This window comes from Chitinophagales bacterium, from assembly GCA_017303415.1.
Lineage (GTDB): Bacteria > Bacteroidota > Bacteroidia > Chitinophagales > Chitinophagaceae > SpSt-398.
Genome location: JAFLBJ010000002.1, coordinates 169569 through 193121, shown reverse-complemented (window position 1 = coordinate 193121; position 23553 = coordinate 169569). Strand labels below are relative to the sequence as shown.

General features: G+C 47.7%; 21 protein-coding genes and 1 riboswitch. Of the genes, 17 read left to right on the top strand and 4 right to left on the bottom strand.

Going from position 1 to position 23553, the window contains the following annotated elements; genetic code table 11:
* Positions 1-146: 146 nt before the first annotated feature.
* Positions 147-1205: an FAD-binding oxidoreductase gene (locus tag J0M30_14580; protein MBN8668720.1), complete on the bottom strand. Its 1059-nt coding sequence runs from the start codon at positions 1203-1205 to the stop codon at positions 147-149.
* A gap of 195 nt (positions 1206-1400) precedes the next feature.
* Here J0M30_14580 and J0M30_14575 point away from each other — a divergent pair, with 195 nt between their 5' ends.
* Positions 1401-1802, top strand: coding sequence for a hypothetical protein (locus tag J0M30_14575; protein MBN8668719.1), 402 nt, complete (start codon positions 1401-1403; stop codon positions 1800-1802).
* Positions 1803-2126: 324 nt separating this feature from the next.
* Here the strand turns inward: J0M30_14575 and J0M30_14570 are convergent, their stop codons facing one another.
* Positions 2127-2912 (bottom strand): zinc-dependent peptidase, encoded by a 786-nt coding sequence (locus J0M30_14570; protein MBN8668718.1) that lies wholly within the window; start codon positions 2910-2912, stop codon positions 2127-2129.
* Positions 2913-3078: 166 nt separating this feature from the next.
* Between J0M30_14570 and aspS the strand changes: the two genes are divergently transcribed.
* The 6 genes from aspS (at position 3079) to J0M30_14540 (ending at position 9745) form a co-directional block, all read left to right on the top strand.
* Positions 3079-4908: an aspartate--tRNA ligase gene (gene aspS / locus J0M30_14565; protein MBN8668717.1), complete on the top strand. Its 1830-nt coding sequence runs from the start codon at positions 3079-3081 to the stop codon at positions 4906-4908.
* Positions 4909-4954: 46 nt separating this feature from the next.
* A complete protein-coding gene (locus tag J0M30_14560) occupies positions 4955-6214 on the top strand; it encodes a replication-associated recombination protein A (protein ID MBN8668716.1) in 1260 nt (419 codons plus the stop codon).
* 195 nt (positions 6215-6409) lie between these two features.
* The gene (locus J0M30_14555; GenBank protein ID MBN8668715.1) at positions 6410-7756 is read left to right on the top strand and encodes a M20/M25/M40 family metallo-hydrolase; all 1347 of its coding nucleotides are present in this window, start codon (positions 6410-6412) and stop codon (positions 7754-7756) included.
* A gap of 1 nt (position 7757) precedes the next feature.
* Positions 7758-8213: a GNAT family N-acetyltransferase gene (locus J0M30_14550; GenBank protein MBN8668714.1), complete on the top strand. Its 456-nt coding sequence runs from the start codon at positions 7758-7760 to the stop codon at positions 8211-8213.
* A gap of 131 nt (positions 8214-8344) precedes the next feature.
* Positions 8345-9319 (top strand): hypothetical protein, encoded by a 975-nt coding sequence (locus tag J0M30_14545; protein MBN8668713.1) that lies wholly within the window; start codon positions 8345-8347, stop codon positions 9317-9319.
* Positions 9320-9343: 24 nt separating this feature from the next.
* Positions 9344-9745, top strand: a complete 402-nt coding sequence (locus J0M30_14540; protein ID MBN8668712.1) for a T9SS type A sorting domain-containing protein — start codon at positions 9344-9346, stop codon at positions 9743-9745.
* Positions 9746-9964: 219 nt separating this feature from the next.
* On the opposite strand, the gene uvrA is transcribed toward J0M30_14540, so the two are convergent.
* Complete coding sequence (gene uvrA, locus J0M30_14535) at positions 9965-12787, bottom strand: excinuclease ABC subunit UvrA (protein MBN8668711.1); 2823 nt, start codon at positions 12785-12787, stop codon at positions 9965-9967.
* 594 nt (positions 12788-13381) lie between these two features.
* On the opposite strand from uvrA, the gene J0M30_14530 reads away from it, so the two are divergent.
* The 4 genes from J0M30_14530 to J0M30_14515 all read left to right on the top strand — a co-directional run bounded on the left by J0M30_14530 (position 13382) and on the right by J0M30_14515 (position 17614).
* Positions 13382-13984, top strand: a complete 603-nt coding sequence (locus J0M30_14530) for a hypothetical protein (GenBank protein ID MBN8668710.1) — start codon at positions 13382-13384, stop codon at positions 13982-13984.
* Between the two features lie 62 nt (positions 13985-14046).
* A riboswitch (SAM riboswitch) is annotated at positions 14047-14162 on the top strand.
* 113 nt (positions 14163-14275) lie between these two features.
* On the top strand, positions 14276-15316 hold the full coding sequence (gene metX / locus J0M30_14525; protein ID MBN8668709.1) for a homoserine O-acetyltransferase: 1041 nt from the start codon (positions 14276-14278) through the stop codon (positions 15314-15316).
* 53 nt (positions 15317-15369) lie between these two features.
* Positions 15370-16623, top strand: coding sequence for a homoserine dehydrogenase (locus tag J0M30_14520; GenBank protein MBN8668708.1), 1254 nt, complete (start codon positions 15370-15372; stop codon positions 16621-16623).
* Positions 16624-16675: 52 nt separating this feature from the next.
* Positions 16676-17614 (top strand): glycosyltransferase family 2 protein, encoded by a 939-nt coding sequence (locus J0M30_14515; GenBank protein MBN8668707.1) that lies wholly within the window; start codon positions 16676-16678, stop codon positions 17612-17614.
* A gap of 286 nt (positions 17615-17900) precedes the next feature.
* Here the strand turns inward: J0M30_14515 and J0M30_14510 are convergent, their stop codons facing one another.
* Positions 17901-18869: a GDP-mannose 4,6-dehydratase gene (locus J0M30_14510; protein ID MBN8668706.1), complete on the bottom strand. Its 969-nt coding sequence runs from the start codon at positions 18867-18869 to the stop codon at positions 17901-17903.
* Between the two features lie 44 nt (positions 18870-18913).
* Between J0M30_14510 and J0M30_14505 the strand changes: the two genes are divergently transcribed.
* From J0M30_14505 to J0M30_14480, 6 genes are all read left to right on the top strand, one after another.
* Complete coding sequence (locus J0M30_14505) at positions 18914-19549, top strand: phosphatase PAP2 family protein (GenBank protein ID MBN8668705.1); 636 nt, start codon at positions 18914-18916, stop codon at positions 19547-19549.
* A 225-nt stretch (positions 19550-19774) separates the two neighbouring features.
* The gene (locus J0M30_14500) at positions 19775-20308 is read left to right on the top strand and encodes a hypothetical protein (GenBank protein MBN8668704.1); all 534 of its coding nucleotides are present in this window, start codon (positions 19775-19777) and stop codon (positions 20306-20308) included.
* A 29-nt stretch (positions 20309-20337) separates the two neighbouring features.
* Positions 20338-20832: a hypothetical protein gene (locus tag J0M30_14495; protein MBN8668703.1), complete on the top strand. Its 495-nt coding sequence runs from the start codon at positions 20338-20340 to the stop codon at positions 20830-20832.
* Between the two features lie 202 nt (positions 20833-21034).
* Positions 21035-21391, top strand: a complete 357-nt coding sequence (locus J0M30_14490) for a BlaI/MecI/CopY family transcriptional regulator (protein MBN8668702.1) — start codon at positions 21035-21037, stop codon at positions 21389-21391.
* A complete protein-coding gene (locus J0M30_14485) occupies positions 21392-22471 on the top strand; it encodes a hypothetical protein (GenBank protein ID MBN8668701.1) in 1080 nt (359 codons plus the stop codon). It begins immediately after the preceding gene.
* Positions 22472-22567: 96 nt separating this feature from the next.
* Positions 22568-23545, top strand: a complete 978-nt coding sequence (locus tag J0M30_14480; protein MBN8668700.1) for a prolyl oligopeptidase family serine peptidase — start codon at positions 22568-22570, stop codon at positions 23543-23545.
* Positions 23546-23553: the final 8 nt, after the last annotated feature.

Sequence of the window (23553 nt, the reverse complement as noted above, 5' to 3'; positions counted from 1 at the left end):
TAAAGATCGTGTCGCCAGAGGCGACGAGAGGAACGTGCGAGACCAGAGGTCTCGCACAGCAACCCTCCATCATCCAACATCCAACATCCATCATCCAACATCTCTCCTCCGTCATCTGTCCTCCGTCATCTGTCATCCGTCATCTGTCACCCTAAACGCAACACCCTCCCAAACCTCCCCACATCCACCAAGGGCATCAATTCATTTCCCTTTACTAAATGCTGTACGAATTGATCGCCGAAATATGGGGTGAGTGAACAGCCTTTTGTCCCCATGCCATTAAATATCCCGACGACAGGATACAAGGGATGCAGACCGATAAAGGGACGTCGCTCGATGGTGGCTGGCCGTACTGCCGCCTTATGGTCAAGTATCTTATAGGGTAACTTAAGCCAGTTATCTAATTTTTGAATGGCCACTGCCCGATAGCCTTCGGTGGGAAGTGCATTGTCAAATTCCCAGATATAATTTGAACCCAACCAGAAAAGGTTATCGCCTGATAAAGGCACGAGGGTCAACCCTTTTTTATAAATATTCTCTTTCGGCAGGTCGGGTATCTCAAGTATCAGGGCTTCGCCCTTGTGCATGGCAAAGGGGAGCCGGGAGAAAAACCGCGATTGAGAGGCTTCAGCGCCATCACAATAAATGATCCGATGGGCAATAATATCCCGGTAGGTTATCGAGTCCTGATTTACGACCAATTCGTTTTCTTCAAATCGCTCCTTTCTTAATTGTCCTTTTTCTTCCAATCGTTTTTGCCAGGCAGGCAATAACTTATCCAGGTGAACGGTATAGGCCGGATCAATGATGCCACAGCCAAAACCGGGATGAAAAAAATGAGACAGGAGATCATCCGGCCCTTTGGAAATATAGTCCTCCCCTTTCTCGAGGCGGGATTCAAAGGCGATCTTGATATCCGGAGCGGAAAAGAAGTCAAGAATAGGCTTTCGGGAAATGGCGTTGATCCCCAGGTCAGCACCCATTCGATCATACTGCTTTTCAGCAAATGGCAGGAGTTCATCGATCATCCAGGTCTTGACAACGCGCCTTCCCGTCACCGGATTGATCAACCCCGCGGCCACCCGGGAAGAACTCGAAGGATCCGCCTCGTCGATCACCAGAAAGGTCTTATCTGTTTTGGATAAAAAATAACTCAGCCATGTCCCGGCAATACCCTGTCCGATTATCAAATAGTCCACCAGCATGTTGCAAAGGTAGGGAGGGCGGGGATAGTGAATAGTGAATGGTGAATGGTGAATGGTGAATAGTGAATAGTGAATAGTGAAACTAAAAATTTGTAATTTACAATCCAATAAATTTATTCACCATTCACTATTCACCATTCACCATTCACCATTCACCATTCACCATTCACCATTCACCATTCACCATTCACTACCATGCCCAACCAACAATACGCCATCCCCGCCAAGTACCGTCGCCTTGAAAACCTGCATATAGTTTTCTGGTTGCTGAAAGATATTTCCTGGTGTATGATCTGGAAATTTTTGGGTGTATTAATGATCGTACCCACACTGGCTGTGGCGATCTTTATAGGTTGGCGTACACGCCAGATCAAATCCGAATTGGCGCATAACCTGGCCATCGCCTTTTGGATATCGGCAAACAGTTACTGGATGATCAGTGAATTCTTTGGCTTTGATGAAATACCTGTTTGGCGGCATTTCGAAGGAAAACACCTGGCCCTGATCCCCTTCCTGATCGGAGCAGCTATACTGGCTTATTATTATGCGCTGGTGCGTCCCCGCGAAGTAAGGGAGAGGCATTTTGTGACGATGTGAAGGAGGTGTGAGGCGTGAAACGTGAGGAGTGAGGCGTGAGACGTGAGACGTGAGATGTGAGGCGTGAAACGTGAGGCGTGAGATAATAGTATTGAATAATGAATTTTCACTCACGACTCACGACTGACGTCTCACGACTCACGACTGACGTCTCACGCCTCACGACTGACGTCTCACGTCTAACGACTGACGTCTCACGTCTCACGATACTAAATAGAAACCGAGCCGATCAACGGCAATGAAAAGCGTAAATTACTTTCCTTCTTCAGAACATGCTTTCTGAAGAGGTAAATGGCGGCGATTGTTAACATAGTTCCCGGAATTTTAATGAATGATTTTATTTCGGGATATTGGATCCTGGTTCAAAACTTTGCAAAGGGCATCATACAATTGCGGCATGTTCATCTTCAATCCCTCCGGGCTTTCAAAAAAAGCCTCCACACTCACGGCCCAAAACTCATGGATATTGCTATAGGCATAACTCCGCAGGTAACTCCGGCGGCGGGTTATGACATCGGCAATGATCGGTCCGGTTGTCGTTGAGAATTTCTCATAATTCAACCGAAACTCTTTATCCTCTCCATAAGGTGCAAAGAAGTTATTATACAGCAGTGCATGACTCATTTCATGCAAGGCCACATTGATATTGTCGTTGCTAACGGCATAGCCGTAGAGAAAATGTTTCCAGGACAGATAGATCCCTTCCGGTGCCACATGACCGATATAGAGTTCCTTATCACTGTCCACCTGATAGGCATCGGCCAGGATATGGATATCCTTGAAACTGTCCATCAGGAAATTGTCCAACCCAAAGGTGACCTGCACCGCAGAGGCACTGACCAGAACGGGTATCTCTTCCCGCTCTTCCAATCCTACATAATGAAAGGTCTTGGACATCCGGTAATGGTGTACCCGGTCAACAAAGCGGCGCTTCATCGGCTCATCCAGCTCGTTGAAATAGTTGATATATCCACCAATAATAAAGGAGTAGTTGTTGTATACAAATTCCGACACCAATTCTATGGGAACTGGGACCACCGGTTTGGGCGCTTCAGGTACAGACCTGTCCGGTGTGAACAACCGTTTAAGTTTTCGCAATACAGTTTTCATGAGTCGGGTTCGGAGAGCTAAAAGTAGAAAACGCCCCCGGCCTTTGCAAGTTTTACGCAGTAATATTTCTATTTTCAAAGCCAGTCGCTGTTTTCCAATCCATTAGGATAGGCCCCTTCGCTGATTTGTCCGTATATTTGCGCGATTTCTACCAATCTATTTCCTCATGTTCAGAACGCATACCTGTGGCGAACTCCGGCTCGCTGATGCCGGCAAAGAAGTGACCCTGGCCGGTTGGGTCCAAACCATACGCAAATTTGGCGCGATCACCTTTGTGGATCTGCGCGATCGCTATGGTATCACCCAGTTATTATTGGGCGAAGACCTGCAAGCTCAACTGGATGCCAATCCGCTTGGCCGTGAATTTGTATTACAAGCCACCGGAAAGGTCAGCGAACGTTCGAGCAAGAATCCCGCCATCCCTACCGGAGATATCGAGATCGTATTGAGCGCCTTTACTATACTCAATAAATCCGCCGTCCCCCCCTTCACCATACAGGATGATACCGACGGAGGAGATGACCTGCGGATGAAATACCGTTACCTGGATCTTCGCCGCGGTGCTGTGAAGAGAAACCTCGAATTGCGCTATGCCGTCAACCGCGCTGCACGCAATTACCTGCACCAGCAAGGGTTCATGGATATTGAAACTCCCTTTCTGATCAAAAGCACCCCCGAAGGGGCACGCGATTTCGTGGTTCCCTCCCGTATGAACCCGAATCAGTTCTATGCCCTGCCTCAAAGTCCGCAAACCTTTAAGCAATTGCTGATGGTGAGTGGGTATGACCGTTACTACCAGATCGTGAAGTGTTTCCGCGATGAAGACCTGCGTGCCGACCGCCAACCTGAATTCACACAGATCGACTGCGAAATGGCCTTTGTGGAGCAGGAGGATATTCTGAACATGTTCGAAGGCATGGTGAAATCCATCTTCCTCGAAGTAAAAGGGATCAACTATGCAGAGAAGGTAGAACGCACTACCTGGGAAGAAGCCATGTGGACCTATGGTAATGATAAACCCGATATCCGTTTCGGAATGAAGGTCTGCAACCTGAAATTCCCGGCGCATACCTTTCAAACCAAGAACTCCATCTCCTCCCTGATCGATGGCGCAAATTTCCAGGTCTTTGATGGCGCTGAAACCGTGGTGGCGATTGCCGCACCGGGCTGCAGCGAATACACACGCAAACAAACCGATGAACTGACCGAATGGGTGAAACGCCCGCAGATCGGGATGAAAGGTTTGGTCTTTATTAAATGCAATACCGACGGCACGTATAAAAGCAGTGTCGATAAATTCTATAGCGAAGAGAAATTAAAAGCGATCGCCGATGCGGCCGGGGCAAAAGCCGGTGACCTGGTATTGATCCTTGCCGGAGCAGAAGAAAGAACCCGCAAAGCCATCAGTGAACTACGTCTCGAAATGGGTGAGCGGCTGGGACTGCGCCGAAAAGATGAATTCAAATTACTCTGGGTACTCGATTTCCCCCTCTTTGAATATGATGAGGAAGGAAATCGCTGGGTCGCCCGTCACCACCCCTTTACCTCCCCTAAACCTTCGGATATCCCCACCATGATCGGGAATGATCCGCGTATTGCCGATGCTTCCAAATACCTGGAGCATCCCTATGCGGCCATCAAAGCCAATGCCTACGATATGGTATTGAATGGAAATGAGATCGGCGGTGGCTCCATCCGTATCTTCCAACGGGAGTTGCAGGAAAAAATGTTTGCCGCCCTGGGCATGGATAAAGAAGAACAACAACACAAGTTTGGATTTCTGCTGGGGGCCTTTGAATACGGCGCACCACCCCATGGGGGTATCGCGTTTGGATTTGACCGGCTCTGTGCGATCCTGGGAGGCAGCGAAAGTATCCGTGATTTTATCGCCTTCCCCAAGAACAACTCCGGGCGCGATGTGATGCTGGATGCCCCTGCCACCATTGATCAAAAACAATTGGATGAGCTTTTCCTGAAGCTAACAGCTAAAAGCTAATAGCTAAAAGCCATTGGCTGTTAGCCTTTATGTATCTTTAATTGTGATTACATCCGCTCCTCTTGCCGAACGAATACGCCCTGAAAAGCTTCAGGACCTCATAGGCCAGGAACACCTGACCGGCAAGGGAAGTATTTTGCAAAATGCGATAGAGATCAACAAGGTCCCCTCCATGATCCTCTGGGGGCCGCCCGGGACGGGCAAAACCACCATCGCCAATATTATTGCCCATACCTTACAGGTTCCTTTTTTTACACTCAGTGCCATCGCAGCCGGCGTTAAAGATGTCCGCGATGTGATCGAACAGGCACGCACCCGTCCAGGTGCCATTCTTTTTATCGATGAGATCCACCGCTTTAATAAAGGGCAACAGGATGCCTTACTTGGCGCCGTGGAAAAAGGTACCATCACCCTTATCGGCGCCACCACCGAAAACCCTTCTTTTGAGGTCAATGCGGCCCTGCTTAGCCGTTGCCAGGTATATATATTAAAGGCCCTGGAGGAAAAACACCTGGAGCAATTGGTGAAACAAGCGATAGAAAAAGATGAATGGCTGCGGAACCGCTCGCTGGATATCCGTGAAACGAATGCCCTCTTCACCATTTCCGGAGGTGATGGACGTAAACTGCTCAATCTGCTTGAACTCTGCGCGGATACGCTTCCTCCCGGTTCGGAACTCACCGATGAACTGGTGACAAAGATCGCCCAGCAACGAATTGCCCGTTATGATAAATCAGGCGAGCAGCACTATGATATCATTTCGGCCTTTATCAAATCCATTCGTGGCAGCGATCCGAATGCCGCTGTATATTGGCTGGCGCGTATGATCGAAGCCGGGGAAGATGTTAAATTCATCGCGCGTCGAATGTTGATTCTTGCCGCGGAAGATATTGGCAATGCCAACCCCACCGCGCTTGTGCTGGCCAACGCCACATTTGATGCAGTAAATAAGATCGGTTATCCGGAATCCAATCTCATTCTTTCTCAATGCGCGATCTATCTCGCCTCCAGCGCAAAAAGTAACTCCGCCACCCTGGCCATCATGAATGCCAGCAGCATCGTCAAACAAAAAGGTGATCTCCCTGTACCCTTGCATATCCGCAATGCCCCCACCAATCTGATGAAAAGCGAAGGCTATGGCAAGGGATATGAATACTCACACAACTACGAAAAGAATTTCTCGCCCCAGGAATACCTCCCTCCTGAAATCGCAGGCACATCTTTCTATCAACCCGGCACCAACGCCCGGGAAGAGGAAATGCGCAAGCATTTGAGGGATCTGTGGAAGAAGAAGTATGGGTACTGATGCTGTGCGGCTGTGCGAGACCTCCGGTCTCGCACTATTGTCTTGTCGCCTCTGGCGACTCGAATAAAATACTTTTCGAAAATAATAATAAATCGTGTCGCCAGAGGCGACGAGAGGAACGTGCGAGACCGGAGGTCTCGCACAGCCACCCAACACAATCATAATTCCCCTAAATTTACAAGACAAACTTCTGCCATGAGATTTCTCCACATTCTACTCCTGTTAACTACCGTTTCCGCTTCGGCGCAAACTATCATTCATAAAGACCCGCAAATTGAAAAATGGGTTACGGAAGTCAATGCCGATTCGCTTCGATCCTATATTCATACCCTGGTTGGTTTTGGTACCCGTAATACACTGAGTACCCAAACAGATCCCAAAAGAGGAATAGGTGCCGCCCGTAACTGGGTATTGTCAAAATTCAATGAATTTGCCAAACAATCCGGTGGCCGGTTGACCGCTATCATTGATACCACTACGCTGCAACCCGATGGACGACGCGTGGATGTACCCTTATTATTGGGCAATGTGGTAGGCACACTCAAAGGAACAGATCCCAATGATAAAAGGATATTTATCATCAGTGGCCACCTCGATAATATGCGGACCAGTGTAATGGACCGCACCGGAGATGCACCCGGTGCGAATGACGATGGAAGTGGAACGGCGGCCGTGATCGAATGTGCCCGGATTCTAAGTAAACAATCTTTTCCCGCCACCATTCTCTTTGTCGCCTTTAGCGGGGAAGAACAAGGATTATTGGGGGCACACTTTATGGCGGAAAAAGCAAAGAAAGAAAACTGGCCCATTGAAGCTGTGTTGAACAATGATATCATGGGGAGTAACAATAGCAATGAGACCAACATCATCAACAATACCAGGGTCCGGATCTTTAGCGAAGGATTACCGGCATATGAAACCGAAAAATCAGCCGCCAATATCCGCAGCCTCGGTCTTGAAAATGATGGCGCTTCGCGCCAACTGGCACGGTATATGAAAGAGGTGGGTGAAAGGTATGTGGATCATTTAACCGTATCCCTGATCTACAGGAACGACCGATTTTTGCGCGGGGGTGATCACACCGCTTTTGTCAACCGCGGGTTTACGGCTATCCGTGTCTGTGAAATGAATGAAAATTTTTATCACCAGCACCAGGATGTACGCAAAGAGAACGGGATCCAATACGGTGACCTCGAAGAGTTCATGGATTTTGAATACCTGCGCAAGACCACCGCGCTCAATCTTGCCAGCCTGGCCAGTCTGGCCCTGGCACCTGCCCGGCCTGAAGAGGTAAAGATCGAAGTGCGGAAGCTGACCAATTTCACCGAACTGAATTGGAAAGCCCCTCTCACCGGTCGTACCGCCGGGTATTATATACTTATTCGGGAAACCAGCAGCCCGGTTTGGGAGAAAAAGATCTTTACCACCGCCACATCAGCAACGATCCCGTATTCAAAGGATAATTATTTCTTTGCCATACAATCCGTGGACGAAGCAGGGCATGAAAGTCTGCCGGTGATTCCACAGGTCTCAAGACGTTAACATGAACTGGATTCTAAAATCGTTTGACCAGCTTACCCCGCGTGAACTTTACGCGATCCTGCAATTACGTAATGAAGTTTTTGTGGTGGAACAAAACTGTGTATTTCAGGATGCCGATGGAAAGGATGGCTATTGTCATCATTTAATGGCCTGGGAACCGGGTTACCTGGCTGCTTATACCCGATTGGTCCCGCCCGACCTGGCCTATCCTGGTTTTGCTTCCATTGGACGGGTGGTCAGTTCCCCCAAGGTCAGGGGCACGGGTTTGGGCAATGAACTCATGGAGCGTTCGATCGGTGAAGCAAAAAACTTATTTCCCGGATTCCCCATCCGGATCGGTGCACAATTATATCTCAAGAAATTCTATACCGGACTCGGCTTTCAACAGACCGGTGAAATCTACCTCGAAGATGGCATTGAACACATCGAAATGACGCTGTCTGAAACTCCTAAGTAGATTTACCAAGTGGAAAAACCAAGGCACTACGAGCAATATTGTTAATCTTTGTTCGTAAATAGATGGAGAAATGAGAATTTCTCTTTTAGTCAACAGTAATCCAATATTTGAGAAACGAAATCTGGTCTCTTATGAAAACAATTGTACCAATTGTGCGTACGATGGCATTTGCCACCGTGCTCTTTCTCTTCACACAAAAGACGCAGGGACAGGCCATTACCCTTCAGAACGGGAAGGTGGAAGTAGGCCTGGGCATTGGTCCCTCTTTCTTCCTGGGCGATCTGGGTGGACAGAGAGGTATCGGTCAACCCTTTATCAAGGACATCAACATCCCGCTGACCAAACTGTCGAAGGGCATTTATCTGAACCTCTATCCGGCCGAATGGATCGGTTTTCGCGTTTCCCTGAACCACATGATGGTCGAGGGCGATGATGCGGAAATTGATAACAAAGGTGGACGTGAGATCTCCCGTCTAAGGAGAAACCTTTATTTTAAATCGAACATCACCGAAGCCTATGCGGCCCTGGAACTTTATCCAACCGTATTCCTGGAGCAATACGATGGCTTACAGGGAAAGATCAGACCGTATGGTTTGATCGGTATCGGTGCCTTCCATTTCAATCCTAAAGGCTATTATATCGGTGGCAACGGCCAGAAAACTCTGGTTGACCTGAAACCGCTTCGCCTGGAAGGACAGGGCATGGCAGAATATCCCGAGAAAAAGGAATACAGCCTGACCCAATTGGAAGTTCCCATGGGTTTTGGTTTTAAATACTACGTCAAAGAAAACCTGTATGTGGGATTGGAGATCCTGCACCGCAAGACCTTTACAGACTATGTCGATGACGTAAGTACATCCTATATCGACCCGATCTACTTCGATCAATACCTGACACCTGAGCAAGCTACCTGGGCCCGTCAACTGCACTACCGTACGCCGCTGTATGAACCAACCACACGTCCATTCATCGGATACCAGCGTGGCGACCCCAAGGAAAACGACGCGTTCTTTACGACCGTGTTGCGCTTTGGATGGCGGATCAATGGCGATAATACGCCCAACAGCCGTGCGCGCAGACAGATGCGTTGTCCGAAGTATTTCTAAGCCCGATCCCGTAATCCCGAACCCATGAAAACGCATAAGCCTTTTCCAAAATTGGTAGGCGGTTTGCTGACCGGAGCCGTGCTACTCAATACCATCACCCTGACCTCCTTTACCGGTAAAGAGTCCGCCAACGATCCCACGATCGGTGGCAAAGACCGAATCGTAAAGAAAAGGGCTGGTAAAAAATCAAGGGCCATCCGGATCTATCCGGATATCGTAAAACGTACCATGCACATCATCTCCAAGGATGTGAATGAAGGCCCGGTCGATTTCTATGTATTTGCCCTGGATGGCACCATGCTCGCCAATCACCGCCTCAATCCCGGAGAACATGTCCGGATCGGGGAACTGCCACGCGGTACCTATGTGTACGAAGTGTTCGACGGAGATGAAATGTCCGAAAAGGGCAACCTCGAGATCAAATAGTAAAAAAAGTTCTTTACATACAACTGTATAAACGCAGTTCCAATAAGGCCATCGAGCTTAATAAAATTCAATACCCTGGTTGACTAAAACCTAATCCGTTCTCTATTGGTACTCTCAAAAAGTAGAAGATTTTATTAAATACTCCATGTCACCTTATTGGACAATATTAAGGGGCGACGGAATAAAATCCGGTCGCCCCTTTTTTTTTCAATACCCGCCTCACAACTCTGCCTTCAGATACTTCCCGGTAAAGCTCTCCTTAATTTTAATCAGCTCCTCCGGCGTTCCCTCAAACAATACCCGGCCTCCACCATCACCACCCTCGGGGCCCATGTCAATGATATGATCTCCAACCTTTATCACATCCATATTGTGCTCAATGACCAGGACCGTATTACCCCGATCAACCAGCTTATTCAATACATCCAACAGGTGCTGCACATCCTGAAAATGAAGCCCGGTCGTGGGCTCATCAAGTATATAGAATGTCTTGCCGGTATCCCGTTTGGATAATTCAGTGGCGAGTTTCACCCGCTGGGCCTCTCCCCCACTCAGGGTCACCGCCGATTGACCCAGGGTGATATAACCAAGACCCACTTCATCCAATACTTTTATCTTCCGGTAGATATAGGGCACCTGCTGAAAGAACTCGACCGCTTCCTCCACCGTCATTGCCAATACATCGGCAATGGACTTCCCTTTATACCGTATCTCCAGGGTCTCGCGGTTATAGCGCTTGCCATTGCATTTCTCACAATGCACATATACATCGGGTAAGAAGTTCATTTCGATCACCCGCATACCACCTCCTTCACAAACATCACAACGGCCACTTTTTACATTGAACGAAAAACGTCCCGCATTATACCCGCGTATCTTGGCCTCGGGTACCGCGGCAAAGAGTGTCCGGATATCGGTAAAGAACCCGCAATAGGTCGCGGGATTACTCCGCGGTGTGCGTCCGATAGGTGACTGATCGATCTCGATCACCTTGTCAATATGCTCCAATCCCTTCACCGACTTATACGGCATCGGTGTCATACGAGAATTATAAGCATGCTTGGATAAAATGGGATAAAGGGTCTCATTGACCAGGGTCGACTTTCCACTTCCACTTACCCCGGTCACCACAATGAACTGCCCCAGTGGAAACTTCACATCCACCTTCTTGAGGTTATTGCCGGTCACCCCTTTTAGGTCAACCGATTTCCCACTCCCCTTTCTTCTTTCGGTGGGCACCGGTATTTTCAAATGTCCATTGAGATAGCCTGCTGTCAGGGTATCTCCTTTTAAAATCTCCTCAGGTGTGCCCTTGGCCACGATCCGGCCCCCGTGGTAGCCCGCCTTGGGACCAATATCCACGAGGTAATCTGCTGCGAGCATGATGTCCTTATCATGTTCTACCACCAATACATTATTGCCAATATCCCGCAGGTTTTGCAGGGCCTGGATCAAGCGATGATTGTCACGCTGATGCAACCCGATCGAAGGCTCGTCAAGGATATAGGTGATCCCTTGCAATTGAGAACCGATCTGTGTCGCCAACCGGATACGTTGCGATTCACCACCGCTTAATGTCTTCGATGGACGGTTGATAGTAAGATAGGTCAATCCCACATCGAGCATGAACTGCAACCGCTCACGAATTTCTTTGAGTATATCTTTCCCGATGACCTTTTGTTTATCATCCAGTCTTTTCTCAATGTCTTTAAACCAAACGGCAAGTTTATCCAGGTTCATCTGGCTCAGCTCCGCGATATTCTTTCCATCCACTTTGAACCAGAGGCTTTCTTTGCGCAGCCGGTCGCCGTGACAGGACTCACAGGGCTTTAACTCCATATAGGATTCCGCCCACTCACGCAGACTTTCACTATACCCGTTATTGAACCATCGTTTCAACATATGAATGATCCCTTCAAAAGGAGCGGTGGGATCATACTTGAAATTCTCTTCTTCGATCTCTTCTTCCACCCCTTCCACATTACCATACAACAGGATATTCAATGATTTTTTATCGAGTTCGCTGATGGGTTTTGTCAGCGATATCTTGTTCTTCTTCGCGATCTCCTGTACCTGTCTGAATACATGCGCTTCTCTTTCTCCGCCAAGCGGGGCAATTCCCCCGTCACTGATGCTCACCGAATCATCCGGAATGATCGTCTCCATATTGACCGTGAACATCGTTCCCAATCCACGACAGGTAGGACAAGCCCCATAGGGCGAGTTGAATGAAAAAGAATTGGGAGAAGGTTCTTCGTAACTGATCCCGGTATCCTCGCACATCAATTGTTTGGAGTACTGTACTGTTTTGCTCGAGTCATTCACCAGCAGGAACATCAGGTCCTTTCCCAGACGTAGGGTTTGCTGAACACTCTGGCTCATTCTTGCCCGCAGGTCGGGCGTTACCTGCAAGCGGTCCACCACCAGTTCAATATCATGGATCTTATACCGGTCCACCTGCATCTTGGGCACAAGGTCTTTCACTTCTCCATCCACGCGCACTTTTAAAAACCCTTTCTTCCGCATGTCCTCAAACAATTCGCGGTAATGCCCTTTGCGGCCTCTGACAAGGGGCGCAAGCAGGTGGATCTTTGCGCCTTTGTATTTTTTGTAAATATTATCGACTATTTCCTCTTCCGACCATTTCACCATTTTCTTTCCGGTGTTGTACGACCAGGCCTCTCCCACCCGCGCGAAAAGCAACCGCATGAAATCATAGATCTCTGTGACCGTACCCACGGTGGAACGCGGGTTTTTGTTGGTTGTTTTTTGTTCAATCGAAATGACCGGTGACAATCCGGTGATCTTATCAACATCCGGACGCTCCATATCGCCAATAAATTGACGCGCATAGGAACCAAATGTTTCCATATACCGTCGCTGGCCTTCGGCATAAATGGTATCAAAGGCCAGCGAAGATTTTCCACTGCCACTGATACCTGTTATCACCACCATTTTATTCTTGGGTAGTGAAATGTCAATGTTCTGTAAATTATGTACCCGCGCACCGAGTATATCTATGGAGTCTTCTGTTTTGCTCATGGTGCACGAAGATACAAAGGAGGAGGGATGTTGGATGTTGGATGTTGGGGGTTGGATGACTGATGACAGATGACGGATGACGGAGGGGAGGTTGGGGATTGGATGGCGGATGTTGGGGTTGGGGATTTGGTGGGATTTTGGATGTTGGATGCTGGATGTTGGATGTTGGATGTTGGGGGGGGTGGGATGGTGGAGGCTTGCAGTGCGAGAGATGCTGTGCGAGACTTGCTGTGCGAGACTTGCTGTGCGAGACCTCTGGTCTCGCACGATTGTCTTGTCGCCTCTGGCGACTCGAATAAAATACTTTTTTGAAAATATATAAAGATCGTGTCGCCAGAGGCGACGAGAGGAACGTGCGAGACCAGAGGTCTCGCACAGCACACTCTCTCACAGCAAGCCTCCGCCACCCATCATCCAACATCTGTCATCAGTCATCTGTCATCCCACCCCCAACATCCAACATCTGTCATCAGTCATCTGTCCTCTGTCATCCCCCCTCCCCCCCAGCTACTTTTCCACATTTCCCAACTCTGGCACCATTTTTAACCCTATACCGATGAGTACCCAAATTTCAAACAAAAAAAATAGAGACTTATGAAAAGACCCATGTTACTGGCAGTAGCATTACTACTGTTTTGCCTGCCTGTTTTAAATGCGCAAACTGAACCCGATACGGTGAAGCCGAAACAACCGGATACCGTGAACCCGAAAGTGCCTGATACAATGTTGCGCTCCAACTCTACCGTTTCAGAGATCAGTGCAAAATATCAGCGCAAAGAAATGCCCGCAGCGCCTACACTTGATAAGGTGTTCCCCGTGATCGGTAACTATGTTTCCGCTTCTGATCCATCTGTGGTGAATATCCGTCTGGATGAAACCAGCAAGAGCTGGATCATCGTCTCCGGACTTCCCCAGGGAAATATCAAAGCCATGCTGATGCGTTCACCCGCCGTTTACAAGATTCCGGCCCAAAAATCAGCATCAGGTACCGATATCCCCGAAGGAACATTGATCTACACACCGGATGTCAATGCCCTGCATATCTGTATCGGCAAGCCCTTTGAATTTGCCAACCCGGGTATCGTGTTTGAGCAAACTACAACTCCTGAAAAACCAGCAAATAAGAAAGACAAAAAACCCGAGGCATGGATCTACAACGGTGCCAAGCAGGAAGTGATGACAACGGCTAAACAATAGTCCTTCATCATTCCATACTTTTTTTCTAAAAAGTCGCTATATTTGCACTAGTTCTTTACCACTACTTATCAAGAAAGGCTGAGGGATATGGCCCGAAGAAGCCTTGACAACCTGCCACGCGTAACCCGCGTGATAAGGTGCCAACTCCAGCCCGATGGACAATCGGGACAGATAAGTCAGATTCACAGCCTTTTTTAATCTTGAACATATTAAAACAGCGCTCATCTGACTTCAGGTGAGCGCTTTTTTTTGCCTCTTCGGATAAGTAAGTGTTGAAGACAGTCGCAGTCTATGTCAACACAATTATTCCATTACGAACAACCGTTCATGCTCGAAAGTGGCCAGACCCTGTCCGGCTACCACCTCGCCTATACTACCCTGGGAAAAATGAACAGCACCCAAAGCAATGTGGTCTGGATCTTTCATGCCCTGACCGCCAATAGCGATCCCGCCGAATGGTGGCCGGGATTGGTAGGTGAAGGAAAATTATTTGACCCGAAAAACCACTATATAATCTGCGTAAACATGCCAGGGAGTTGTTATGGCAGTATCGGCCCCCTGGAAAAGAATCCACAAAGCGGGAAGCCATGGTATCATGGCTTCCCTTTATTTACTACGCGTGACATGATTCGCGCCTACCAGCCGCTTTGTAAAGCCCTGGGGATCGGGAAGATCCATATCGGACTGGGTGGCAGCATGGGCGGTCAGCAATTGCTCGAATGGGCCATTGAAGAACCCGAACGATTTGAGCATATCATTCCCATTGCCACCAATGCCCAGCACTCCCCCTGGGGTATCGCTTTCAATGCCAGTCAACGCATGTGTATTGAAAATGACCCGACCTGGAAGGAGTCATTCAACGAGGCCGGTATCGAAGGCATGAAAGTGGCCCGCAGCCTGGCCCTCTTGAGCTACCGGCACTATGATGCCTATAATACCACCCAGCCACGGGATAAAAAAGCCCCCTGGCCCGCCCCCCACCCCTTTGGTGGTGAAGCCGCTGAAAGCTATCAGCGTTACCAGGGCGAAAAACTGGGCAAACGCTTCAACGCCTTTAGCTATTACCGCCTAAGCCAGGGAATGGATAGCCACGACCTGGCCCGGGGAAGAGGAAGTATTTCAGAAGCACTGGGCTCCATCAAGGCCCGTACCTTGAGCGTAGGGATCAGCAGCGACCTGCTCTTCCCACCCGTGGAACAGGAAACCATCGCCCGGCATATTTCCGGTGCAAGCTTTGCCTGTATCGACTCTTTTTATGGGCATGATGGGTTTTTATTGGAATATGAAAAACTGGAGAAATTAATCAGGGATTTTCTTGCCAGTGAACAGTAAAAGATTAATGATTATTAAAAACAAGAATTTAAAATAATAAGAATCATACAAAAATGGAATCGCACAAACAACTCACGATCGGTCTCTTTGGATTTGGTGTAGTCGGCGAAGGCCTCTACCGGGTGTTGCAACAAACCCCCTCGCTGAAAGCAAGGATCAAAAAGATCTGTATCAAGGATGCCTCGAAGAAAAGGATCGCGCCGGCAGAACTCTTTACCACAGACAAGGACGAACTCCTCTTTGATCCGGAGATCAATGTCATCGTCGAAGTGATCAACGAAACCGAACCCGCCTTTCACATCGTTACCACCGCGCTAAAGAATGGAAAGGAAGTGGTCAGCGCCAGTAAGAAAATGCTGGCCGAACATTATCCCGAACTGCTTGAACTGCAAAAAACGACCGGGCTCTCCCTGCTGTACGAAGCCGCCGCCTGTGCTTCGATCCCCGTTATCCGTAACCTGGAAGAGTATTATGACAATGACCTGCTTCATGGCATCAAGGCCATTGTCAATGGCTCCACGAATTTTATCCTCACCAAGATCTTCGAAGATAAACTGGAGTTTCAGGAAGCGCTTATGCTCGCCCAGCAATTGGGATTTGCCGAAGCCGATCCCAAACTCGATGTGGAAGGTTATGATGCCCTTCACAAATGGATCATCCTGCTCAACCATGCCTATGGCATCACCGCTTCTCCGAATGACCTGGTCTTCTCCGGCATCCAGAATATCCAACTCAGTGATGCGGTCGTCGCCACCGAAAAACAATACGCCATCAAACTGGTGGCCCAGGCACGTAAACTGAAAAATGGAAAAGTAGCCGCCTTTGTATTGCCGCAGTTTGTAACCCAGGACGACCAACTGGCTTTTGTAAAAAATGAATACAATGGCGTGGTCATCGAAAGTGGTTTTGCGGATAAACAATTCTTTTATGGTAAAGGCGCCGGCAGCTTCCCTACGGCATCAGCCGTATTGAGTGATATCTCCGCCCTGCGCTATGATTACCACTACGAATACAAGAAACTCTATCAACAACCCAATAAACTGACCGACGATTTTTACCTGCACGTCTATGTTTCTTTTGAGGATATCAAATACATCCCCAAAGAAAAATTCGAGCAGATCGAGGAATGGCATTCACAGGAACAACGAAAATACCTGGTAGGAATCCTGCCCTTTAGCGAATTAAGGAACAGCACCTGGTGGAAAGAGAACAACACCTCACTCATACTTACCCCTGATCCGATTGTGGAAGATATGGAGGTGCGGAAGCTGAAGAGGAAGAGCCTTGAACTTGCCGGATTGGTATAATTCCTTATTTCATAATTACCGCCACATAGCTAATTTTGCATAAATCTTTAATATGCGTGAGCTGTCCGTCGTCATCACCGTCATGAACGAGGAGGAAAATATCGCCCCGCTGCAGGAAGCCATTCGCAATGCCCTGGGGGGGATGGATTATGAAGTGGTCTATGTGGACGATGGTTCCTCGGACAAGACCCGCGAGGAGATCAAAAAACACGCTGATGACCGTACGGTATTGGTCGAACTGCGCAAGAACTATGGCCAAAGCACGGCCATGACCGCGGGTATCGATCATTCCACCGGAAAATATGTGGCCCTGCTGGATGGTGACCTGCAAAACGATCCCACCGATATACCAGGTATGCTGGACCTGCTGAAGAAAGAAGACTGGGATGTGGTGGCCGGTAACCGTAAGAACCGCAAGGATGGTATGTTCCTCCGCAAGATCCCCAGCAAGATCGCCAATGCCCTGATCCGGCGCATGACCAATGTCTATATCAAAGACTATGGTTGTACCCTCAAGATCTTCAAACGCGAAATAGCCGAAGACCTCGGTCTGTATGGCGAACTCCATCGCTTTATCCCCGTGCTGGCTAAACTCCAGGGCGCCCGCATCACCCAGGTGGATGTAAAACACCATGCCCGGCAATTTGGAAAGAGTAAATATGGCATCAACCGCACCTTCAAGGTCATGAGCGACCTGATACTGATGGTCTTTTTCCGTAAGTACATTCAAAAACCCATGCACCTGTTTGGCACCATGGGGTTCATCAGTTTTGGATTGGGAGTATTGGTCAATTTATACCTGCTCATTCTAAAAATAATGGGACAGAATATCGGTGGTAAACCCTTGCTGATATTGGGATTGATCCTCCTGATCGGAGGGATTCAATTGATCACGATTGGTATCATTGCGGAAATTAGTGTACGTACTTACTTCGAATCGCAGGATAAGAAGACGTATACTGTTAGGAGTGTGTTTGGTGGAGGGAGATGATGGGTTTTCTTGGATGACGGATGACGGATGACGGATGACAGATGACGGATGTTGGATGTTGGATGTTGGTGGCTTGCTGTGCGAGAACTCTGGTCTCGCACGATTGTCTTGTCGCCTCTGGCGACTCTGGCGACTCGAGTAACAACCTTTTTTTTATAAATTAATCAAATACTGCCGCCAGAGACGGCTTTCTGGAAGTGCGAGACCAGAGATCTCGCACAGCACCACTCCGTCATCCGTCATCTGTCATCTGTCATCCAACATCCAACATCCGTCACCCAAAACCCTACCCCACCACCTTCTCATTCTCCAAAAACCACTCCCGAAACGCCTCCAACCCTTCCTTCAACGGCGTCTTGGGATCGTAGCCGAAGAGTTTTTTGGCTTTGGATATGTCCGCATAGGTCTTGGGAACATCGCCCGGTTGTTCGGGCATTTGCTGTATGATGGCCTTTTTACCCAGGACCTCTTCAATGGCCGATACAAGGTCTTTTAAAGAGATGGAATAATTATTCCCGATGTTCACGATCTCGAAATCGGTTTTATCATAATGGATGGCCGCCATGATCCCCGACACTATATCTTTTACATAGGTATAATCCCGGCTGGTGCTTCCATCGCCATACATGGTGATGGGTTTGCCGGCCAGGATGGCCTTGGTGAATTTATGGATCGCCAGATCGGGACGCTGCGCAGGGCCGTATACGGTAAAGAAGCGCAGGGCGAGAAAACGGATGCCAAAGAGTTTGCTATACACATGTCCCAGTTGTTCCCCCGCCAGTTTGGTCATGGCATAGGGACTGATCGGGAGGAGTTGTTCTTCCTCCTTCCAGGGAAAATGATCATTCACCCCATATACACTGCTTGAGGAGGCAAAGACAAACTGTTTGATCTTTCTCTCCCGGGCAAAGTCCAGGATATTCTGCAACCCGATCACATTGGATTGCTGATAGGCAAGTGGGTTTTCAATACTCGGACGCACCCCCGCCTTGGCGGCCAGGTGAATGATCGCATCCACCGGCTCATTGATCAATCCCACCAGTTCATGGCCACTCACCTTGGACAGGTCCATCGACAAAAGGCGGAACCCGGGTTTGGTCCGGAAATCCTGGATATTCAGTTGTTTGATATCGGGAGAGTAAAAGGGATCAAAATCATCAATACAGGTGATCCGCACCTGTTCGGTGGCCAGGAGTTGCCGAATGAGATGGTTTCCGATAAACCCTGCCCCTCCTGTTACGATATAGTGTTTCATCTGCTTTTTTTTGTACGCCCGGCGTCTTATCTTTCGTTTTCCCGATGCAAAATAAATCAAATATTCCTTACCGATTGGCGATAAGGGTCACTGTTGGACTGGCGGCGCTAACCCTTGCCTTTCTGCTCTGTAAGGGGAAGAACGGCTCGTTTATGTGGGTCAATGAACGAAATTCCCCTGTACTGGACACCCTTTTCACCTATATCACCTATCTGGGTGACGGAGTAATGTGGGTACCGTTAGGTATTTACTGCCTGATATTTAACAGACGATTCACACTGACCGTTATTGTAGCCATCCTGCTTTCCACGGCCTTTACGCATATTTTTAAACAGCTCATCTGGCCACATGCCCTGCGTCCCGCCTCGCTACAGGATGCCGGTCTCTCCCTTCATTTTGTCGATGGCATCAAGATCAACCGCATCCGAAGCTTCCCCTCCGGACATACCGGTCAGGCCTTTACCATGGCCCTGCTCATCGCCTATCTCGTCAACCGAAAATACTGGGGCTGGATTCTTCCCCTGCTGGCCTTTGCCGTCGGTTATTCACGAATCTATCTCTCGCAGCATTTTGTAAGCGATGTGCTGGGAGGAATGGCCGTTGGGTTGCTGACGGCGGTTATATGTATATGGGGGTGGAGGAAATGGGAGGTAGGAAATAAAGGGTGGGAAAAAAAATAAGAAATTTAAAATAAGGAATAAGGTGGCTTCGTGTCCTTCGTGCCCCCTTTGTGTTCTTTGTGTCCTAAAACTCCCCGATCTGATAAACTAACCCTCAGAACTCAAGCAGGCATGAAATCGCGAAATTTAATTGTACATTTTGTACTATTTTAGTACATTTGTGTTAGCTATTTGAAACTTAAAAAACATCAAAACATGAGGAATAAAGGGATTTAAAATCGAGCGATGAAAATAAAAGTTTTGAAGGTTAAACCTGAAGAACCTGCCGAGGCAGAAATTCTAAAGAACAGATCGCTGCCATTACCGGGTTTACAGGAAGCGTGGAGATTTAATTTTGCCAAACTCAGTAAAACAACCCCCAATTCGTCAACATATGTACTGGTAACTGAAGAAACACCACAAATAATAGAAGGATGCCTGATTTTTCAGATGAAAAATGGCATAATCCCATATGGTGCATATATCGTAGTGGCGCCACATAATAGAGGGGATAGAAAAAAATATGATCGGATTGCAGGATGTTTGATAGCGTTTGCCTTCAAACTAAGTTTGGATAAAGGAAAGGGCCCATATAGGGGGCAGTTGTTTTTCGATGTTCAAGAAGAGAACCCAGAGGATGAAGAGAAACTAATGAAAAATTATAGCCTAAGGTATGGTGCTGTCCGATTGGAGGATACAACCACCATGCTTATATATGATGAAATTGGCCACTCTTTGGTTGAAAAATATCTAAGATGGCAGCAAGATAGCAGTAAATAGAAATCGATTCATACTAAACGATACAAAACATGTCAAAAGCAAAGAAGACTACCAAATTTCACCTGGAGATCGGTCTTCAAGAGGGTCAAAACTGGAGTACACAACACCTCGATAAAGTCAAGTCATTTGCCAAGAAAGTGGATAGCCGGCGAACACTTGAGCAAAGGCGCAAGAACGAAATGGAGGCGATTCGATTTCGCATGGAAGAATATGCCAATACGGAAGAATCAAATATTCGGGAAAAGTTAACCATTGAAGATTGTGTGAAATTATACCTTTCTACCCTTGATATAAACTTCAAAACCTTTGCTACATCCATTGACACGAGTGATGCCAATTTGAAAAAGTACTTAAAGGGAGAACGCAAATTCAACGAAGACCTCGCATGCCGATTTGGCAAATTCTTTCATGTATCTCCGTTGACCTGGATGCGTGTCCAGCACAAGAATGACTTATTAAGTTTATCGCGAATCCAACTAAATCGGCAGTATAAAAAGTATGATTTTGAAAAAGTAATAAATTAACTAAATCTGCCATTCGATAAAGGAATTTACTTTGTGTCCTAAAACTCCCCGATCTGACAGACCATACTTATTATACAGTAATACTACAACCACCAAGATCCCCCACATTAACCTTAATTAACTTTCCCTAACCGAAATAAAGCAAGAAATATTTTGACGAACTAAATTTATAGTTTTACTTTGAACTAAATTTATAGTTCAGATGAAGGTATTAACCAAAGCAGAAGAACAAGTGATGAAATCCGTTTGGAAAATAGGCAACGGATTACTGATGGAGATCGTTGAATCCATGCCCAAACCACAGCCACATAAGAACACCGTGGCCACCATTCTTAAAACACTGATCACAAAAGGATTTATCACCATCCAACCCGAAGGAAGATATCACCGGTATATACCCCTCATCAAAATGGAAGAATATTCCAAAGCCAGTCTGACCAAATTGGCCAAAGGCTATTTCAACGGATCATTCTCCAATGTGGTCTCGTTTTTAGTGGAAGAGGAAAAGCTTTCGGTCACCGACCTGGAAGCACTATTAAAAAATTTAAAAAAGAAGTAAATGGAAGCGATACTCTATTACCTGGCCGAATCCACCATTATCAGCGGACTGCTGATGACCTATTACTGGTTCTTTCTGCGCAACCGGAAAATGAACCGGTTCAACCGGTTCTATTTACTCGGCACCCTGTTGCTAAGTTTACTCCTTCCCTTCATTCAGATAAACCTCCCGGCCGGAGAAACCAATCCCCTTTACATCCCCACTGTTTCACAAGCCATCATCAACCCTATCGACCAGGCAGCGAATACATCCAATACACTCAATCTTGTTCTTATAGGCATTTATGCCCTGATCGCTCTCCCGCTGACAGGAACCTTTCTTTACAGAATAGCCTGGATCCTCAAAGTGAGAAAAACGAATCCGGTGGAGCCATTCGGAGGTGTTAACCTTATCCATACCAACCTGGTACAGGCCCCCTTCTCCTTTCTGAATAACCTCTTCTGGAGACGCTCCCTGCCATTGGAGGAAGAGTCCTCCCGGCGTATGCTTCAACATGAACTGGCCCATATACGCCAATTACATTCAGTTGATAAACTGCTCATGCAAATAATTCTCTGTCTCCTCTGGATCAACCCCTTTTATTGGCTATTACAAAAAGAGCTGACCGTGGTGCATGAGTTTCTCGCCGATGAAGCGAGTATAGAGGAAGGAGATGTATCCGCATTTTCAGCCATGCTGTTAAGATCCTTTGGTATCGGACAAACCATTTCCCCGGCACAAGGATTCCGTGAATCCTCAATTAAAAGAAGGATCAGCATGATCACAAAAACAAGAACCGGCGCTCATCCATTCAAATGGATCTCCCTGCCCTTATTCATAAGCATTTTCCTGATCGCCGCATGCAGACAGAACCAGGACAAGCTGCCATCCGTTGAAACGACCACCCACCCCGCGGCAGAAAAATTATCCTTACAGGAACCCGTGCTGAATCAAAATACAAACGCGGCCGATAACCCTACGCTGATATTAAAACCGGTTGCGTCAAACAAAGATCAATACCAGATTCAGGTCAATGATAAAAAGTCGGAGCAAACTTATATTTTAAACACTAACGGCACACGTACGATCATCGCCCAATAGACCAGACATATAATCCCAACATTTTCCAGGCCCCGTTCAAATCGAAATGGTAACATTTCATCGGGCAGCCTTTTGCCTGGACGCAAATAAATAATTATGAAAAAGATCCCCCTTTCATTCACCGCCTCTCTCCTGCTCTGCTTCCTTTTAGGCAGCCGGATAAGCATTGCCCAGGCACAGACGGCTGAAACGATGCGTTTCGACATGCAATACCTGTTATCCCTTCCGGAAGGATATGAAAAGGATAGTCTGAAAAAATGGCCCCTCGTGATATTCCTTCACGGTGGAGGAGAATGTGGGGAAGACCTGGAACAAGTGAAAGTAAACGGATTGCCAAAACTGATCGCGCAGGGAAAAAAATTTCCTTTCATCACCGTCTCGCCACTTGCCACCATCTGGTTCGGTTGGGAACCCGATGTACTCCTGCGTTTCCTGGCAGGATTGCATCAAAAACTACGGATCGATCCCGACAGAATATATCTCACCGGACTTAGTCTCGGTGGAGAAGCCACCTGGAAGCTGGCCCTGAAACAACCCCGGCTCTTTGCCGCGATTGCACCCGTATGTGCATCGGGAGATACCAGCGAGATCTGGAAACTAAGAAACATGTCCGTCTGGGCCTTTCATGGCGCCAAAGATGATGTAGTGCCTCTCGCCAAAGGCGAGGCTATGGTGAATGCACTTAAAAAATACAACCCGCAAGCCCGAATGACCATTTACCCCCATGCCAATCACAATAGTTGGGACAGTGCCTATAACACCGAAGCACTTTATACCTGGCTGTTGAAACAAAAAAGGTACAAACCAGTCGCGGGTAAACTGCCTGCCGATTCGCTCCAACAATACGCAGGCACCTATATCGCCGATGGCGAAACATTTACGATTACCCTGACACCGGAAGGACTGGTCACCAAACTCCACGGAGAGAACAGACACCTGGCCTTTCTGCAAACCGATGAGTTCTTCATCAAGGAAATGGATCAATTCCAGCTAAGCTTTCAACGCGGAAAAAAAGGGATCACCGGATTCACCCTGTATGGAGATCAAAAAACAGTATATACAAAACACCCGTAGCCAACTAT

Excerpts from the sequence above, each read along its gene's own strand:
- J0M30_14580 (MBN8668720.1), bottom strand. The coding sequence starts at position 1,205 with ATGCTGGTGGACTATTTGATAATCGGACAGGGTATTGCCGGGACATGG.
- J0M30_14575 (MBN8668719.1), top strand. The coding sequence starts at position 1,401 with ATGCCCAACCAACAATACGCCATCCCCGCCAAGTACCGTCGCCTTGAA.
- J0M30_14570 (MBN8668718.1), bottom strand. The coding sequence starts at position 2,912 with ATGAAAACTGTATTGCGAAAACTTAAACGGTTGTTCACACCGGACAGG.
- aspS (MBN8668717.1), top strand. The coding sequence starts at position 3,079 with ATGTTCAGAACGCATACCTGTGGCGAACTCCGGCTCGCTGATGCCGGC.
- J0M30_14555 (MBN8668715.1), top strand. The coding sequence starts at position 6,410 with ATGAGATTTCTCCACATTCTACTCCTGTTAACTACCGTTTCCGCTTCG.
- J0M30_14550 (MBN8668714.1), top strand. The coding sequence starts at position 7,758 with ATGAACTGGATTCTAAAATCGTTTGACCAGCTTACCCCGCGTGAACTT.
- J0M30_14545 (MBN8668713.1), top strand. The coding sequence starts at position 8,345 with ATGAAAACAATTGTACCAATTGTGCGTACGATGGCATTTGCCACCGTG.
- J0M30_14540 (MBN8668712.1), top strand. The coding sequence starts at position 9,344 with ATGAAAACGCATAAGCCTTTTCCAAAATTGGTAGGCGGTTTGCTGACC.
- uvrA (MBN8668711.1), bottom strand. The coding sequence starts at position 12,787 with ATGAGCAAAACAGAAGACTCCATAGATATACTCGGTGCGCGGGTACAT.
- J0M30_14530 (MBN8668710.1), top strand. The coding sequence starts at position 13,382 with ATGAAAAGACCCATGTTACTGGCAGTAGCATTACTACTGTTTTGCCTG.
- metX (MBN8668709.1), top strand. The coding sequence starts at position 14,276 with ATGTCAACACAATTATTCCATTACGAACAACCGTTCATGCTCGAAAGT.
- J0M30_14520 (MBN8668708.1), top strand. The coding sequence starts at position 15,370 with ATGGAATCGCACAAACAACTCACGATCGGTCTCTTTGGATTTGGTGTA.
- J0M30_14515 (MBN8668707.1), top strand. The coding sequence starts at position 16,676 with ATGCGTGAGCTGTCCGTCGTCATCACCGTCATGAACGAGGAGGAAAAT.
- J0M30_14510 (MBN8668706.1), bottom strand. The coding sequence starts at position 18,869 with ATGAAACACTATATCGTAACAGGAGGGGCAGGGTTTATCGGAAACCAT.
- J0M30_14505 (MBN8668705.1), top strand. The coding sequence starts at position 18,914 with ATGCAAAATAAATCAAATATTCCTTACCGATTGGCGATAAGGGTCACT.
- J0M30_14500 (MBN8668704.1), top strand. The coding sequence starts at position 19,775 with ATGAAAATAAAAGTTTTGAAGGTTAAACCTGAAGAACCTGCCGAGGCA.
- J0M30_14495 (MBN8668703.1), top strand. The coding sequence starts at position 20,338 with ATGTCAAAAGCAAAGAAGACTACCAAATTTCACCTGGAGATCGGTCTT.
- J0M30_14490 (MBN8668702.1), top strand. The coding sequence starts at position 21,035 with ATGAAGGTATTAACCAAAGCAGAAGAACAAGTGATGAAATCCGTTTGG.
- J0M30_14485 (MBN8668701.1), top strand. The coding sequence starts at position 21,392 with ATGGAAGCGATACTCTATTACCTGGCCGAATCCACCATTATCAGCGGA.
- J0M30_14480 (MBN8668700.1), top strand. The coding sequence starts at position 22,568 with ATGAAAAAGATCCCCCTTTCATTCACCGCCTCTCTCCTGCTCTGCTTC.